The following is a 16519-nucleotide window of genomic DNA, read 5'->3' on the forward strand; positions in this document are numbered from 1 at the left end:
CGCACTCAAGCCGAGAATCCTGGATTGTCGCTTGTTCAGCACCCGGCCGTCAGACGCCAGATGGCATAAGCGCCCAGATCGAAGGGCTGTGGGCCGGTGCTGGCGCTCAGGTAGTAGAGATGGCCATCGTCAGTAGAAATACCAAGATAGCTACCGCTGCCCGCGTAATGACGAAAGTAGTACGGGGCGCTGCTCAATGCAGCGGCGCCTGCCGGGCTCAGGTGCGTCGGGTAAGTGCGCTCGGCCCAGCTGAACAGGCAATCCATCGTGGTGGTGGGCAGGCCTTTGCTGAGATGGGAGGCAGTAAGCCGAGGCGTGCCTTGGCCAAGAAAGAAGATGCCAGGGTAGCCGCTTGTTTCAAAGCCGGCGCTTGGGTTGGCACTGAGGTCGGATTGATCCAGCGACAGCGTGCCGCTGCGATCATTGCTGACAAAGAAAATGGCCCCACCGCCTTCATTGGCCGTGTTGTGATTGAGGTCGCTGCCGCATAGCTGCAGGTTGAAGGTATTGCCATCGTTGTAGATGGCCCCGCCGCTTCCGCCGCCCGGAGTACCGCTACGGGCCGGATTCGCGCCAACGCCAGTCGCCTGATTATGCGAAAACAGGCTGTTGAGCACGCTGAACGACACACCAATGCTACTGAGTCCGCCGCCATTTGCGCAGCGGTTTGCCAGATCCTTGCGCCCACCAAAAGTCGAATTGACAACGTACACCGGCAGATTCTGATACTGGCTAAATACCCGAACTGCAGCGCCGCCGACATCGGGTCCGGTGTCATCGCACTGGTTGCGGAAAAAGCGGCTGTTGATGAGCTTAAAACGTCCTCCCCGCACCCAGATCGCCCCGCCGCCGTCGGGATTCTGCCCCTTGGCATTGCCGTCGAGGAAAGTCAGATTTTGCACCGTCAGCTGCGGATGATCCTGATTATCGCAATGCGGCGTGGTCCACACCTGGGCCTGGTCACAGGTGTTCATATACAGAATCCGCGTATTGCCCCCGCCACTGAGGCTGACCTTGCCTCCACCATCAATCACGATCTTTGGCCCCGTATTGTTGAAGATCTTGGCTGTGCGATTGAGGGTGATCGTGATGGGTTCCGGCCCGCAATCGAAAGTAATCACCCCGCCTTTGGCCACCGCACTGACCACCGCATCGCTGGTGCAACTGGCCGGCGTGCCATTGCCGATGACGTTACTGGGTTTGGAGACGTCTTCCGCTGCCGCTTCAGCAGGTATCGGGCAACGGCCAGCAGGGTTGCCGGCGGGCGGAAAGCTGTCGGCGACGGCAAAGTGGCTGGCCAGCAATGCTATGCCTGATAAGCCGATCAGATAGTGAGTCATAGATCCTCCAGGGTGAAGCGGCGTGCCGGTCTTGCTCTGGCGGTGGTCGGGGGAACTGCTGCCGGGTGGCTTATTAGTACTATACCGCTTGACCCTCACGCCACGTGAGGCCCGACAGTGGAGGTGGAAGGAGATAAACATGCTGCTCAAAATCGGCGATCTGGCCAAACGTACAGGCCTGACCGTGCGCACCCTGCACCATTACGACGAGTTGGGCCTGCTGTCGCCTTCTGCCCGCTCTGATGCCGGTTATCGGCTTTACAACCGCGAGGACATCGCACGGCTGCATCGCATTCTGGCGCTGAGGCAGCTGGGTTTGCCGCTGGCGGAGATCGGGGAAACGCTTGCCAGCCAAGGTTCGGCATTACCCGCGTTGATTGATCGCCAATTGCAGGCGCTTGCTCTGCAGATTACCGAAGCCATCGCATTGCGTGATCGTCTTGGCCGTTTGCGGGACGTTCTGGCGCGGGGTGGCGAACCCGAGCTGGCTGACTGGTTAAGCACATTGGAGCAAATGACCGTGTACGACAAATACTTCACCACCGAAGAACAAGCCGAACTACAACAACGCCAGGCTGACCCTGCCATCGCGACCGCCCAGCAAAGCTGGCCTGCACTGATCGCCGAAGTCAGGCAGTTGATGGATGCAGGTACGCCCGTCGATGATCCGGCCACGCAGGATGCGGCCCGTCGCTGGAGCGCTCTGGTTCATCAATTCACCGGCAGCAACCCTGCCTTGCTGATCAAATCTGCGCTGATGATGCGGCAGGAACCCAGCATGCAGGCCCAGACCGGTATTGCCCCGGACATGCTTGCCTACATTACACAGGCATTGGCGCACGCCAGGCTTGCTATTTATGCCCACTACCTCAACGACACCGAAATGGTCCGCATGCGCGCCCACTACGGCAAGAATCCCACAGGCTGGCTACCGTTGATTGCCGAAGTGCGCCGCCTGATGAACGCAGGTGCCACCCCCGATAGCAAGGAAGTCCAAGCCGCCGCCCAGCAATGGGAACTGCTGACCCGCGAGTTCGCCGGTGAAGACCCGGCGACACGCCAGAAACTACGTACTGCGCTCGAAGAACAACCCGCCTTGCTGATGCGAACTGGCGTCGATCAGGCGATGCTGGCGTTCATTCAGGCTGCAGGGGTGGCTGGCGTGGCGTGATTGCCAGAATGACCTGTCGGCCAGCTGCGAAATCCACTCGTGGATAAACCATGATCAAGTCGGCTCGGCCGGCCGGCAAATGAATACTATTTATCTGGGTATGAACCAGGACATAATGTCCGCAAAAATTCCCAGATAGTAATTTCAATGAAACCAGATACTGATCCCGCAGAGTCCGTTCATGCTCTCTTGATGAGTGTGCGTCAGCACTACACCCAGAAAGAAGTATCCAAAGCGTTGAGTATTCCCGAGCGCACTTTGCGCCGATGGGAAACCCGCGAAAATGACCCACCACCCTATCTGGGCCCGGCGCTACAGCTGATGCTGCCCTTTGACACCCCGGAACCTGACCGCCAGACCAGCTTCCGCTTCATTGATCTGTTTGCCGGTATTGGTGGTATCCGGCAAGCCTTCGAACAGATCGGTGGTCAGTGTGTGTTTACCAGTGAGTGGGATAGCTACGCCCAGAAGACATATATCGAAAACTTTCGGCATGACGGGCATCCCCCTCATGGTGATATCACCACCATCACTGAACCCGCACAGCAAATACCTGATCACGATGTACTGCTGGCGGGATTCCCTTGTCAGCCATTCAGTATTGCCGGTGTTTCCAAGAAAAATGCGCTGGGGCGGGCACATGGGTTTGAAGACGAAACACAAGGCACCCTGTTTTTTGACGTCGCGCGAATCATTCAAGCCAAACAACCCCGGGCATTCCTGCTCGAAAACGTGAAGAATCTGCTCTCGCATGACAAAGGCCGTACCTTCGACGTCATCCGGCGCACCCTTACCGAACAGCTGGGGTATCACATTCACTATCGGGTAATTGATGGTGCGCACTTCACCCCTCAGCATCGCGAACGCATCCTGATCATCGGCTTTCGCGAGCCCGTTGCTTTCGATTGGGATGCGCTGGCCCTGCCCGCCAAAGGCTCCGCGAAACTCAAGGACATCCTGCATCGCACCGATGGTAGCGAGCCGAGACTTCCGTGGGATGAAGATCGTTTTTTCGATCACCAAGCCTGCAAAGTGCCCGATAAATACACACTTACCCCCAACTTGTGGACTTACCTGCAGAACTATGCCGAGAAGCATCGTGCCAAGGGCAATGGTTTCGGCTTCGGGCTGGTGGGGCCGGAGAGCGTTACCCGTACGCTGTCGGCCCGCTATTACAAGGATGGCTCGGAAATTCTGGTCGATCAGGGCGAGGGCAAAAATCCGCGCCGCCTCACGCCGCGTGAATGCGCACGGCTGATGGGCTTTCCGGATACGTTCAGGATTCCTGTGTCGGATACGAGGGCTTACAGGCAGTTTTCAGAAGCTGCTGTCGTACCGATGATCAATGTCGCCGCTACACTTATGGCTCCGTATCTCACTCTCAAGGAGGCGGCGCTTGCGAACACCATTGCAGTGCCGAAAATTGTGGCGACAAACAAGAACTGGACAAGAGAACAACTCAAGCTGGCGTTTCACCTTTATTGCCAACTACCTTTCGGCAAGCTGCACAAGACCAACCCCGAGATTGTCCGACTCGCGCAACTGATCGAGCGAACCCCATCTGCGGTCGCGATGAAATTGGTGAATTTCGCCAGTCTTGACCCTGCCATTACTGCTTCGGGCCGAAAGGGCCTAGATGGCGCATCAAGCCTTGATCGTGAAATATGGGCTGAATTTCATGCCAATTGGGAGCTGCTTGCCGTGGAGTGCGAAGTGTTACGGCGCAGTATTGATCCAACTCCTGCAACGGATGAATCCGATGAGTTGCTTATCCCAGAGGATTTCAGTGGCGAAACGCGGCAAGTGGTAATCGAACAACGTATTAAACAAAGTTTCTTCCGTCGCGCTGTGCTCAGTAGCTATCGTGGACGTTGCTGTATGTCGGGCGTAGCTGAGCCACGCCTGTTAATAGCTAGCCATATTGTTCCTTGGAGTAAGGATAAGTTAAATCGACTTAATCCGAGTAATGGACTGTGTTTGTCAGCTTTGCATGATCGCGCATTTGACCAAGGATTGATCACTTTAAATGATGATTTCAAGATCATTATTTCGGATAAATTGAAGCGCCAAGAGGATACTTTCATCAAGTCGGTTCTCTTGCCGTTGGAGGGGGTCACAATCGAATTGCCAGAACGATTCACGCCTAGTTTGAGCTTTATTTCACGGCATCGGAACGAAGAGTTTATCGACAGCAGGACGGTTGAGTGATGCAGTACAGCATTTTTGAGTACCTTTACAGAGATGCCAGTAACTACAAGGCTTTTGGCGCAATTTTATTGTCGGGATGGTTCTCCGACGCAGAGGTTGAAGAGTTATCGAAATGCGTGGAAGGTGACGGCGTATTTGTTGCCGAACAGATAGGTATTCCAACTTTGTATCAAATACTGTACGAATACTCTGCGGGAGAGTCATCAATTGATGACCACGCATTTCACGAGCTCTTGGGAATTCGACCGGCTACAAAAGACGAAATCAAAGAAATGCCCGTCTGGGGTTCTGTGTCTGATTTACTGTCGGCATTTCGCAGAATAGATTTCTGGGATGTTACTTTGTCACCGCACTGTTCCAGTTGGTAGCAAGGAAGCAAAAAGCAGCCGATTCGGCTGCTTTTTATCGGGAGTGCCAGTCAATTACTCCTTGTGATACACCTCCGCCCCCTTCTTCACGAACTCGATCGACTTCACCTCCATGCCCTTTTGCAGCGCTTCTTCAGCGGCAATGCCCTGCGCTTCAGCGAAGTCGCGCACGTCCTGCGTGATCTTCATCGAGCAGAAATGCGGACCGCACATCGAGCAGAAGTGCGCTACCTTGGCACCTTGCTGCGGCAGGGTTTCGTCGTGGTATTCGCGGGCGCGGTCAGGGTCGAGGCCGAGGTTGAACTGGTCTTCCCAGCGGAACTCGAAGCGGGCCTTCGATAGCGCGTTGTCGCGGATCTGCGCGCCGGGGTGGCCTTTGGCCAGATCCGCCGCGTGAGCAGCGATCTTGTAAGCCATGATGCCTTCCTTCACGTCATCCTTGTTCGGCAAGCCCAGATGCTCCTTCGGCGTGACGTAGCAGAGCATGGCGGTGCCGTACCAGCCGATCTGTGCGGCGCCGATAGCGCTGGTGATGTGGTCGTAGCCGGGCGCGATGTCGGTAGTCAATGGCCCGAGGGTGTAGAACGGCGCTTCGTCGCACCAATCGAGCTGCAGATCCATGTTTTCCTTGATCAGCTGCATCGGCACATGGCCGGGACCTTCGATCATGGTCTGCACGTCGTGCTTCCAGGCGATCTGGGTCAGCTCGCCCAGCGTCTTCAGCTCGCCCAGCTGCGCATCGTCGTTGGCATCCCAGCCACTGCCGGGGCGTAGGCCGTCGCCCAGCGAGAAGCTGACGTCGTAGGCCTTCATGATTTCGCAGATATCTTCGAAGTGGGTGTAGAGGAAATTCTCTTTGTGGTGGGCCAGACACCACTTGGCCATGATCGAGCCACCACGGCTGACGATGCCAGTCATGCGCTTGGCCGTCATCGGCACATAGCGCAACAAGACCCCAGCGTGGATGGTGAAGTAATCCACCCCTTGCTCGGCCTGCTCGATCAGGGTGTCGCGGAATAGCTCCCAGGTCAGGTCTTCGGCCTTGCCATTCACTTTCTCCAGCGCCTGATAGATCGGCACGGTACCGATTGGTACCGGCGAGTTACGCAGAATCCACTCACGGGTTTCGTGGATGTTCTTGCCGGTGCTCAAATCCATGATGGTGTCGGCACCCCAGCGGGTGCCCCAGGTCATCTTGGCGACTTCTTCTTCGATGCTGCTGGTAACGGCGCTGTTACCGATATTGCCGTTGATCTTCACCAGGAAATTGCGGCCGATGATCATCGGCTCGGATTCTGGGTGATTGATGTTGGCGGGGATGATGGCACGGCCACGGGCCACTTCGGCGCGAACAAACTCCGGCGTGATGGTTTGCGGGATGGCGGCACCAAAGCTCTGGCCGGGATGCTGACGGGTCAGCAGATCAACCATGCGATCCGCCAGTTTGCCGCCAGCAACCTTCAGTGATTCGATGTACTGTTCGCGCTGCAGGTTTTCACGGATGGCGATGTATTCCATCTCGGGAGTAATGATGCCCCGCTTGGCATAGTGCATCTGGGTGACGTTGGCGCCGGCCTTGGCCCGCAGCGGTTTGCGCGTCAGCTCGAAGCGCAGCACATCCAGACTGTGATCGGCCTCACGCTCGCGGCCGTAATCGCTGCTCATGCCCGTCAGTTGTTCAGTGTCGTTCCGCTCGGCAATCCATTGGGCGCGAAGAGGTGCTAACCCTTTGCGTACGTCAATCTGTGCCACTGGGTCGGTATAAGGACCGCTGGTGTCATAAACGTAGATAGGCGGGTTTTTTTCGCCGCCAAAGCTGGTGGGCGTGTCGGTCTGGCTGATTTCGCGCATCGGCACGCGAATGTCGGGCCGGCTACCTTCTACATAAATTTTGCGTGAGGCGGGAAAGGGCTGAACCGCAGCTTCATCGACATGGGCGGTTTGTGACAGGGCAGTATGTGGCGCATTCATTGCGTGGCCTCCTTGGTTGCTACAACGGCAAGGAAGGCGGACGGACGATCTACGGACGAACGGCCGGGAGCGCTTCCCTACGCCGGTGTTAGCCGGATCAGGTTATGAGGGTGTCTCTCATCTCGCCCGTTAAGTGGTCTACTCTGGTTTGGCGGACCGGCGGTTGGGCGAGAACCCCTAGCGTGACGAAGCCGGTGCTTCGGATGGCTGTCGAAGCTATAGCAAATATGGGATAATTTCAAGATTCACAAGATTTTTCCGGCCCTGTCGATACAGGTTTTGTGCCGTCAGAACCGGATTTTTTGCCTTGCTTTTCCCGTTTGCGGGATGCTTGCCAAAGGACAAAACGACAATGGATTTCGAAAAAGCCCGCTTCAATATGGTCGAGCAGCAGATCCGCCCGTGGGATGTGCTGGACCAGACGGTGCTCAATCTTCTGTTCAAGCTCCGGCGCGAAGATTTCGTTGCGGCCAACCAGCGGGAGATCGCGCTCGCTGACCTAGAGCTGCCGATCGGCCACGGCCAAAAAATGTGGCAACCCAAGCTGGAAGCCCGCGTTGCCCAGGAGCTGGCAATCAAGCCATCCGACCGGGTACTCGATATTGGCAGTGGCTCCGGTTACCTTGCCGCTTTGCTGGCGGGTCTGGCGCGGCATGTCTACAGCGTCGAAATTCAGCCAGAGCTCGCTGAGCAGGCCAAATCCAACCTCGCTCGCGCTGGCATCAAGAATGTGACCGTCGAAGTCGGCGATGCCGTACTGGGCTGGGACAAGCATTCACCCTACGACGTGATTGTGGCGGGCGCTTCAATGCCTGTTGTGCCGGATTCGCTCAAGCAGCAGCTGGCACCAGGCGGGCGTATGTTTGTGATCGTCGGTTCGGCACCGGTCATGTCGGCCACGCTGATCACGCGCGATCAGGCCGATGGCTTTGGTGAGCTGCGTCTGTTTGAAACGATGATGCCGCCGCTGCAAAACGCACCTCAGCCTTCCCGTTTTACGTTCTGATAAATAGTGCTGGGTATTTGCAATGCCCGGCGTATCAAGTGAGCAAACCGGGGCGCCCTTGTGGCGCCCCGGTTTTTTCTGTGGAGTAACCCCATGCAACAATTATTGCCCGGCGTGCTGGCCGAATGGCTGGCCGATCCGACGCGATCCAAGCCAGTATTGCTGGATGTTCGCGAACCGTGGGAGTTTGCGCTTTGCCAGATTCAAGGTTCGATGTCGATGCCAATGGGTACGGTCACGCAGCGGTTGGCAGAGCTTGATCCGGAACAGGATGTGGTCTGCATTTGCCACCATGGCATGCGCAGCTATCAGGTTGCTGCGTTTCTGGAGCGCCAAGGTTTTGCCGAAGTGTTTAATCTGGCAGGCGGTGTTGCGGCCTGGGCGGAGGTAGTCGAGCCGACGATGGCGCGCTACTAGGCGCTGTTGGCTTTTTTTGCCGGTCACGCCGGGCAAGCTTTCAAAGCAAGCGGCGTCGCAGGCGTCATACAGTCTGGCCTGGATCGGGCTGACAAACCGGCGGTATCGGTTGCCGCTCGTTATGATGCGGGCTGGAATTCACTGGGGGGTGTCTCATGACCGTGCTTGCTGACAAGCCTCGCATCGAAATACGGTATTGCACACAATGCCGCTGGCTATTACGGGCGGCGTGGTTGGCGCAGGAATTGTTATCAACCTTCGATGCCGATCTCGCTGAGGTGGCATTGCAACCTGCAACGGGTGGCATATTTCAGGTACAGGTCGGTTCGACCTTGATCTGGTGCCGGAAAGCCGAGCAGGGGTTTCCTGACGCCGCTGAATTGAAGCGACGGGTGCGAGACGTGATCGTACCGGAGAGGCCGCTAGGCCATATTGATAACCAAAGTAGCTGAGCTTTTGTACCCACTGATCTAGGGCGCCGAGTCGCCTACGGGAGTATTGTTTCGTGTTTCTTACCCAACGCCTTGCCTGTGAAGTCGTGGCTGCCGTGCTGGGCGGTCGCAATCTCACCGACACGCTTCTGGCCACCTGGCGTCGTGAAACCACGCTCTTGCCGCGCCAGCGCTCTGCCGTGCAGGACATCAGCTACGGCACGCTGCGCGCTTATGGCCGCATCCGTTTCATACTGGAACGTCTGTTGAGCCGACCGATTCACGAGCCGGACTTGCACGCCCTGCTGGCGACGGGCATTTACCAGCTGCGGCATAGCCGGGCGGCGCCCTATACGGTGGTTGATCATGCCGTGAAAGTGGCTGGCAAATTGGGCAGTGGTCGCGGCAAAGGCTTGGTGAATGCGGTACTGCGAAACTATCTGCGCCAGCAGGACGAGCTGGAAGCCGCTGCGGCGGCAGACCCGGTTGCGGCGCATGACCATCCAGCCTGGTGGGTGGACACCATGCGTCAAGCCTATCCGGCCGACTGGGCGTCGTTGATTGCGGCATCGAATGGCCGGCCGCCGATGAGCTTGCGCGTCAACCAGCGCCAGTGCCAGCGCGACGACTATCTGGCCTTGCTGGCCGCCGAAGGCTTGGCCGCTCGCGCTGTCAGCAGCGTGGGTATTCAGCTGGAGCAGCCGGTTGCGGTGGATCGTCTGCCCAAATTTGCCGAAGGCTGGGTGTCGGTCCAGGATATTGGTGCGCAATGGGCGGCGCCGTTGCTGGATGTGCAGCCGGGCATGCGCGTGCTGGATGCCTGTGCTGCGCCGGGGGGCAAGACCTGTCACTTGCTTGAACTGGCCGATGTCGAATTGACGGCAGTCGATGTCGATGCCAAGCGGCTGGATCGGGTGCGTGGCAATCTGGAGCGGCTGCAACTGCGGGCCCATTTGCTCGAAGGGGATGCCAGCCAGCCACAGCGCTGGTGGGATGGTCAGCAGTTTGACCGGATCCTGGCCGATGTGCCCTGCAGTGCCACCGGTGTGGTCAGGCGTCATCCGGATATCAAGTGGCTGCGCCGGCCCGAGGATTTTGCAAACTTCGCGACACAGCAGGCCGCCATGCTCGAAGCCCTGTGGGGCTGTCTGAAGCCGGGCGGTCTGTTGCTGTATGCAACCTGCTCGGTATTCCCGCAGGAAAATGCGCAGCAGCTCACGGCATTTCTGGCGCGTCACCCAGAAGCCCGGCGTGTGCCCTTGCCTGCCCCCCTACCCTCTCACGGCCAACTATTGCCCAACGATGATCACGATGGTTTTTACTACGCATTGTTGGCGAAATAGCCTGCTCAGCCTGGCCTTGCTGCTGGCCTGCCTGCCTGTCTGGGCGGGCGGGATCAAGATCCAGTCAGCGCAGAGCTATGGCCAGGATGGCCACTATTTCATTGATGCCAAGTTCGAGATTACGCTCGACGAAGTGCACGAATCGGCATTGCTTGCCGGTGTGCCGCTGGTATTCACCTCCGAGTTCAATCTCACCCGGCCGCGCTGGTACTGGGCATACCGGCAGCTCAGTGACTGGTTTGATTCGACCTCGCGCCAGGAAATCAAGCTGTCTTACCATAGCCTTACCCGAAGTTACCGGGTCAGCGTCGGCTCATTGTTCCAGAGCTTCAGTACCCTGTCTGAAGCCCTGCGCGTGGTGGGGATCGTTCGGGACTGGAAGGTATTCGAGCGCGGTGGCCTGACGCGCAAAGGCCCATTCAGTGATATGCGGCTGGGCGGTGAGCTGATGATGCGCCTGGATACTTCCAAACTGCCCAAGCCTTTTCAGTTGTCGATTCTGGGGCAGGACGAGTGGGTGGTGGAGTCGCCCAAACGCGAGCTGCTGCTCGAAGAAACCTCGCCGGAGTAAGTCTGTGCGTAACACCTTGTTGTTTGTCAGCTCCCTGATGGCGATCCTGCTGTTTCTGCTGGCAACGGCCAGCAGCAACACCACCGTATTCAGCAGCTATTACGGCTGGCTGGTTATTCTCAACAGTCTACTGGCGGCTGGGTTGGCCGGGCTGGTGGGTGTACAGCTGGTGCGTCTACGCAGCAAACTCAAGGCAAGGGTATTTGGCTCGCGTCTGGCGTGGCGGCTGACGTTGATGTTTGGCCTGGTCGCCGTGCTGCCCGGAGCACTGGTTTACACCTTGTCCGTGCAGTTCCTGACCAAGAGTATCGAAACCTGGTTTGATGATCGGGTGGATGTCGCGCTGGAGCGCGGCTTCAAGCTTGGCCAGAGCGCGATAGATTACTCGCTCGAAGATTTGCGCAAGAAGGCCGACTACATGGCGGGTGAGCTCGGCGGGCCATTTGACGCTACCGCTTTAACCAAATTCACCCGTTTGCGCGAGCAGGCAAATGTCATGGAAGCCAGCTTGTTCGATAGTCACGGCCAGATCATTGCTCATATCGGCGATAGCTCATCCAACCCGATTCCACTTGTACCGGACCGGGCCATGCTCAAGCAGGTTGGGCAGAAGCCCTATGCTGCCAGGGAACCTATGCCAGATTCTGCCAGTGGCCTGCTGTTGAGGGTGGTGATTCCGGTTATCCCCTCCTCGCTCAATGAAGAAACCCGGGTGTTGCAGCTGATTCAGCCAGTGCCGCGTCAACTGACGGATGATGCCGAACTGGTGGTGCAGGTTCGCAACGACTACAAACAATTGTCGCAAGGTCGCATCGGTCTCAAGCGCATTTATGGTCTGACGCTGACACTGGCCTTGTTGCTGGCGCTGCTGGCAGCGCTGGTGCTGGGTATTTATCTGTCCGAGAAGCTGTCGGAGCCCCTGAATGTTCTGGCAGCCGGTACCCGTGCTGTGGCGCAGGGCGATTTCTCGCAGATGCAGCCCGTGGTCAGCCGCGATGAGCTGGGCATTCTGACCCACTCTTTCAACCGGATGACCCGCCAATTATCCGATGCACGCGAAGCAGTTGAGAAAAATCAACGCGAACAGGCCGCCGCTAAGGCATATCTAGAAACGGTACTGGGGAGCCTCACTGCTGGAGTTTTGACCTTCGACGACCGCTGGCGCCTGAAAAGCTCGAATGCCAGTGCTGGCGCCATTCTGCATGCCGACCTGAATACGGTAGGTAATTTGCGGCTGGCCGACTGGAGCGACTATCATCCCCATCTTGCATCGTTTGCAGAAGGGGTCGCAGCGGGCTTTTCCAGCCGCCAGGGTGACTGGCAGCAACAGCTGGAATGCCGGCTGGAGGGCGGGGCCCGTATCCTGCTGGTTCGGGGAGACCGTCTGCCTGCGAGCGATCTGGCCGAAAAGACGGGCGGTTATGTGGTGGTGTTTGACGACGTGACCGAACTCATGCAAGCCCAGCGCGATGCCGCCTGGGGCGAAGTTGCCAAACGGCTGGCCCATGAAATACGCAACCCGCTGACACCCATCCAGCTGGCGGCGGAGCGGCTTGAACACAAACTGGCGGCCAAACTGGCCCCAGCCGATGCGGAAATGTTGGGGCGTTCCACCCAGACCATCGTCGGTCAGGTTGCGGCGCTCAAGCAGATGGTTGATGCTTTCCGGGAGTACGCCCGCAAACCCACGGCCAAATTGGTGCGGCTGGATCTGGCAGCACTGGTGCGGGAGGTGCTGGTTCTGTATGAAGGCAATGACGTGAGGTTTGGCGCACCAGACGCGCCGGTTGAGGTGAACGGAGACCCGACGCTGCTGCGGCAGGTCATTCATAACTTGTTGAAGAATGCGCGGGAGGCAGTGAGCGACAGGCCAGATGGCCTGATCGAAGTACGGCTAGAGCTGAACGAGCACAATGCCCGGTTGAGCGTGGCCGACAACGGTGAGGGGTTTGCTGATGCCATCCTTGATCGTGTGTTCGAGCCGTATGCTACAACCAAGAAGAAAGGGACGGGCCTTGGGCTCGCCATCGTCAAGAAAATCGTTGAGGAACACTCGGGGAATATCCTGGCGGCCAATCGTGAGCCGCAGGGGGCTCTGGTGAGAATCGACATCCCGCTGGCGGAGAATATACGTGGGGAGTAATGACATTCTGATCGTGGATGACGAAATCGGCATCCGCGAATTGCTGTCCGAGATCCTGCAGGACGAGGGTTTCCGGGTAGCTTTGGCAGAAAATGCGGAGGAGGCCCGTCAGCTCCGTAATCAGGCACGTCCGGCGCTGGTGCTGCTCGACATCTGGATGCCTGATACAGACGGGATCACCTTGCTGAAAGAGTGGGCCAGCAATGGCCAGCTGACCATGCCGGTGGTGATGATGTCTGGCCATGCCACCATCGACACCGCCGTGGATGCCACGCGCATTGGTGCCTTCGATTTTCTGGAAAAGCCGATCGGCCTGCAAAAGCTACTGGCCACGGTGCGCAAGGCGCTCAAGCATGTCGAGTCACAGCCCAAGCCCGATAATTCTTTGGCAGTGCTGGGCAAGAGTCCGCAGATTCTGGTGCTGAAAAAGCAGCTCGATCAGGCCATGAACCTGACCCTGCCCTTGCTGCTGACTGGCGAGCCGGGGAGCGGCTTTGTGCCGTGTGCCCGCTATCTGACACCACCAACTGCGCCATTCGTGGCGCCCGAGAGTCAGGACGTTATTGCTGAGTCGGGACCAGACCTGCTGCAAAAGGCGTCCAATGGCTGCCTGTTTTTGCGCGATATTGGCCATTACGAGCGTCGTACGCAGAATGCGCTGGTCAACCTGGTGCCCAAGCTTGATCGCTTCAATGTGCGGTTGATCTGTGCCACCAGTCGTGGCTTGCCCGAGCTGCTGGACCGCTTTGATCCGACGCTGTTTACATTCCTGACGCAGCTGGTGATACCACTGCCACCATTGCGCGACCACCGGGATGATATTCCCGAGCTGGCCGAGCATATCTTGTCGAACCTGATCGAAGCCAATCAGATTTCGCCGCGCCGCTTTACCTCGGCAGCCTTGAATGCGCTGCGTCAACACGATTGGCCGGGCAATCACGAGCAGTTGAACAATATCGTGAAAAGTCTGGCGTTGACGGCCACAGAGTCTGAGATTGATGCGCAGCCGGTTAACAAGGTACTGGCTCAATTCACGCCTCCTCGGCCGCAGACGGTCGTGCAGTCGGGCCCACGTTTCAATTTTGACCAGCCGCTACGTGAAGCCAGGGATGAGTTTGAGCGTGCTTACTTTGAACACCACATTGGTCTGGAAGGTGGCAACATGAGTCGGGTTGCAGACAAGGTGGGCCTGGAGCGTACCCATCTTTATCGCAAGCTCAAGCAGCTAGGGGTTCAAGTCGGTAAAAAGCCACGCTGATTGTCGGCCGTGGTTCACACGCCGCCCTGACAAAACAAACAGCCCGGATTTGCCGGGCTGTTTGTTTTTCTGGACTGGGGTTGCTGTGCCCGCTTCAGGGGGCGTCGGCGTAAGACAAGCGTCGTTCGATAATTGCCGCCTTACGCAACAACTTGCGGTCTTGCCGATGGGTATCGAAATAGCGGGGGTTGGGGACCATCGCTGCCAGTTTGGCTGCCTGCGACGGTCCAAGCCCGGCAGCACTGGTCTTGAAGTAATGGCGGGCGGCGGCTTCGGCCCCGAAGACGCCATCTCCCCACTCAATCACGTTCAGATAGATTTCAAAGATGCGCTGCTTGTCCATCATGTTTTCCAGCATCACCGTGATGACAGCTTCTTCCAGCTTGCGCCAAGGGGTGCGGCGGGAGGACAGGAACAGGTTTTTTGCCAGCTGCTGGCTGATGGTGGAGCCGCCAGCCACAATCCGGCCCTTTTTCAGATTCTTCTCCCACGCCAGCTGAATGCCTTCCCAGTCGAAGCCCTCATGTTCAAGAAAGCGGGCATCTTCGGCTGCGATCAGCGCCTGTTTCAGATTGGGCGAAATCTTGTTGTAGGGCACCCATTTGTGTCGAAGCTCCGCTTCGGGGTCTTTTTCCTGCAAGCGTGCCAGCTGTTCATCCATGAAGGCGGTTGCGCTAGGGTTATGGTCGCGCCACCACCAGATGTGGCCGAAGATCCACAGCTGATAGAGCACAATCAGCGCCAGCAATAAAGCCAGACCGCGCCATAGCCATTTCCAGACGTTCTGCATGCCCCGCCCCTTTACGCCAGGCTGGCGCGCAGCTCAGCCAGCACCGGAGCGGTATCGGGTTGGACGCCGCGCCACAGGCGGAAGGCTTCGGCTGCCTGTTCGACCAACATACCCAGCCCATCAACGGCTTGAGCGGCGCCATCCGCCCTGGCCTGTTGCATGAATGGGGTGTCACCTTGGCCGTACATCATGTCGTAAGCCAGGGCGCCTGGTGCGAATAGCCCGGAAGGCAAAGCGAGTTGCGCTTGGGCCAGACTGGCGCTGGTGGCATTGATGACCAGATCGAAAGACCGGCCGGTCAGATCCGGCAAGCCGCACCCCTCAGAGACGCCACCGAAGTTGGCCGCCAGGGTGATTGCTTTGTCGGCGCTACGGTTGGCGATGGTGAGTTGGGCCGGTTGCTCGGCCAACAGTGCTCCGATTGCTCCTCTGGCAGCCCCACCTGCGCCCAGCAGCAGTATCCGTTTGCCGGCAAGGTTGATATGACGGGTCAGGTCGCGGCACAGGCCCACGCCATCCGTGTTGTCCCCCACTACACCATCGTCGTCGAGCCACAGGGTATTGACGGCACCTGCCTGCCGGGCGCGTTCGGTCAGCTGATTGGCAAAGGCGAAGGCCTGTTCCTTGAATGGAACGGTGACATTGCACCCTTCCCCGCCCATAGCGAAGAATTGGGCGACGAAGTCGATGAATCCCTCTAGCGGTGCTTCCAGCTTGTCATAGCGGATGCGCTGCCCGGTTTGTGCGGCAAAAGCTGCATGAATGATGGGGGACTTGCTATGGGCCACCGGGTGGCCGATTACTGCGTACTGGGCGGTCATAAATGAGTTGGTTTGGAAGAGCCAAAGCGGCTGGCCGGGATGTACCCGTTTACGTTGGAAGAATCAAGCAACGCCTTGCCCACGACAGGGGCTGCCGGCGAGGTCAAGCGCTGCTTGTCGTGCAGCCTGCTCAGGCCTACGGACGGGCTGAGCGTCGCGATGGGGTGTTCGTATCTCAGCTCTGCTGCCAAGGCAGCTGATGTGCCTTCCAGCCATTCACCGTGCCGCGATGGCCCTCAGCGTCCCGGTCCCCTTCAAAGCCTTCGAGCACGTTGTAGCACTCGGAATAACCGCTGGCGGCTGCTGCTGCGGCGGCTTCGTGCGAACGGCCGCCGGTGCGGCACAGGAACAAAAGTACCGCTTCGGGGTCTGCCTGTTGCTTGAGTTGCTCGATGAAGTGGGGGTTGGGCAGCATGCCGGGGTAGGTTTTCCACTCGATACGCAGCGCCTCGGGCACCTGCCCCACAAATTGCCATTCTGCAGCACTACGCACATCCACCAGGCGGGCGGCTGGCAGCCCTTGCAATAGCTGATGCGCTTCCTGTGGCGTCAGCGCGCCGGAGTAAGGCAGATTTTGCGCGGCCGCACGCTGACGTGCCGCCAGCAGTGTTTGGTTGATTTGGCTCATGGCGGTAACTCCGTTTAGAAATAGGATGGTTGCAATGGAATTATTGCAAAGTT

General features: G+C 58.1%; 15 protein-coding genes and 1 riboswitch. Of the genes, 10 read left to right on the forward strand and 5 right to left on the reverse strand.

Going from position 1 to position 16519, the window contains the following annotated elements; genetic code table 11:
* Positions 1 to 35: 35 nt before the first annotated feature.
* Positions 36 to 1340, reverse strand: a complete 1305-nt coding sequence (locus tag PZA18_RS01130; RefSeq protein ID WP_284098926.1) for a hypothetical protein — start codon at positions 1338 to 1340, stop codon at positions 36 to 38.
* A 139-nt stretch (positions 1341 to 1479) separates the two neighbouring features.
* On the opposite strand from PZA18_RS01130, the gene PZA18_RS01135 reads away from it, so the two are divergent.
* The 3 genes from PZA18_RS01135 (at position 1480) to PZA18_RS01150 (ending at position 5087) form a co-directional block, all read left to right on the forward strand.
* Positions 1480 to 2511 (forward strand): MerR family transcriptional regulator, encoded by a 1032-nt coding sequence (locus PZA18_RS01135; protein WP_284098927.1) that lies wholly within the window; start codon positions 1480 to 1482, stop codon positions 2509 to 2511.
* A gap of 147 nt (positions 2512 to 2658) precedes the next feature.
* Positions 2659 to 4719: a DNA (cytosine-5-)-methyltransferase gene (gene dcm / locus PZA18_RS25440; protein WP_308447314.1), complete on the forward strand. Its 2061-nt coding sequence runs from the start codon at positions 2659 to 2661 to the stop codon at positions 4717 to 4719.
* Positions 4719 to 5087, forward strand: coding sequence for a hypothetical protein (locus tag PZA18_RS01150; RefSeq protein ID WP_284098928.1), 369 nt, complete (start codon positions 4719 to 4721; stop codon positions 5085 to 5087). The genes dcm and PZA18_RS01150 overlap by 1 nt, the downstream gene beginning before the upstream one ends.
* Before the next feature lie 54 nt (positions 5088 to 5141).
* On the opposite strand, the gene thiC is transcribed toward PZA18_RS01150, so the two are convergent.
* Positions 5142 to 7058, reverse strand: a complete 1917-nt coding sequence (gene thiC / locus PZA18_RS01155; protein WP_284098929.1) for a phosphomethylpyrimidine synthase ThiC — start codon at positions 7056 to 7058, stop codon at positions 5142 to 5144.
* A 57-nt stretch (positions 7059 to 7115) separates the two neighbouring features.
* Positions 7116 to 7247: riboswitch (TPP riboswitch) on the reverse strand.
* 163 nt (positions 7248 to 7410) lie between these two features.
* Here thiC and PZA18_RS01160 point away from each other — a divergent pair.
* The 7 genes from PZA18_RS01160 to PZA18_RS24955 all read left to right on the forward strand — a co-directional run bounded on the left by PZA18_RS01160 (position 7411) and on the right by PZA18_RS24955 (position 14227).
* Positions 7411 to 8064, forward strand: a complete 654-nt coding sequence (locus tag PZA18_RS01160; RefSeq protein WP_284098930.1) for a protein-L-isoaspartate O-methyltransferase family protein — start codon at positions 7411 to 7413, stop codon at positions 8062 to 8064.
* Positions 8065 to 8157: 93 nt separating this feature from the next.
* Complete coding sequence (locus tag PZA18_RS01165; protein ID WP_284098931.1) at positions 8158 to 8481, forward strand: rhodanese-like domain-containing protein; 324 nt, start codon at positions 8158 to 8160, stop codon at positions 8479 to 8481.
* A 155-nt stretch (positions 8482 to 8636) separates the two neighbouring features.
* Positions 8637 to 8933 (forward strand): SelT/SelW/SelH family protein, encoded by a 297-nt coding sequence (locus PZA18_RS01170; RefSeq protein ID WP_284098932.1) that lies wholly within the window; start codon positions 8637 to 8639, stop codon positions 8931 to 8933.
* A gap of 53 nt (positions 8934 to 8986) precedes the next feature.
* On the forward strand, positions 8987 to 10255 hold the full coding sequence (gene rsmB, locus PZA18_RS01175) for a 16S rRNA (cytosine(967)-C(5))-methyltransferase RsmB (protein ID WP_284098933.1): 1269 nt from the start codon (positions 8987 to 8989) through the stop codon (positions 10253 to 10255).
* Positions 10224 to 10826: a DUF4390 domain-containing protein gene (locus tag PZA18_RS01180; RefSeq protein ID WP_284098934.1), complete on the forward strand. Its 603-nt coding sequence runs from the start codon at positions 10224 to 10226 to the stop codon at positions 10824 to 10826. The genes rsmB and PZA18_RS01180 overlap by 32 nt, the downstream gene beginning before the upstream one ends.
* A gap of 4 nt (positions 10827 to 10830) precedes the next feature.
* The gene (locus PZA18_RS01185; protein ID WP_284098935.1) at positions 10831 to 12969 is read left to right on the forward strand and encodes a sensor histidine kinase; all 2139 of its coding nucleotides are present in this window, start codon (positions 10831 to 10833) and stop codon (positions 12967 to 12969) included.
* Positions 12959 to 14227, forward strand: coding sequence for a sigma-54-dependent transcriptional regulator (locus tag PZA18_RS24955; protein WP_308447315.1), 1269 nt, complete (start codon positions 12959 to 12961; stop codon positions 14225 to 14227). The genes PZA18_RS01185 and PZA18_RS24955 overlap by 11 nt, the downstream gene beginning before the upstream one ends.
* Positions 14228 to 14321: 94 nt before the next feature.
* Here PZA18_RS24955 and mtgA read toward each other — a convergent pair whose 3' ends face one another.
* The 3 genes from mtgA to PZA18_RS01210 form a co-directional block, all read right to left on the reverse strand.
* A complete protein-coding gene (gene mtgA / locus PZA18_RS01200) occupies positions 14322 to 15017 on the reverse strand; it encodes a monofunctional biosynthetic peptidoglycan transglycosylase (RefSeq protein WP_284098936.1) in 696 nt (231 codons plus the stop codon).
* A gap of 11 nt (positions 15018 to 15028) precedes the next feature.
* Positions 15029 to 15838, reverse strand: coding sequence for a shikimate dehydrogenase (gene aroE, locus PZA18_RS01205; RefSeq protein WP_284098937.1), 810 nt, complete (start codon positions 15836 to 15838; stop codon positions 15029 to 15031).
* Positions 15839 to 16013: 175 nt separating this feature from the next.
* The gene (locus PZA18_RS01210) at positions 16014 to 16466 is read right to left on the reverse strand and encodes a rhodanese-like domain-containing protein (protein WP_284098938.1); all 453 of its coding nucleotides are present in this window, start codon (positions 16464 to 16466) and stop codon (positions 16014 to 16016) included.
* Positions 16467 to 16519 lie beyond the last annotated feature (53 nt).

Origin of the sequence: Parachitinimonas caeni (genome assembly GCF_030129945.1) — a bacterium.
Classification (GTDB): Bacteria; Pseudomonadota; Gammaproteobacteria; order Burkholderiales; family Chitinimonadaceae; genus Parachitinimonas; species Parachitinimonas caeni.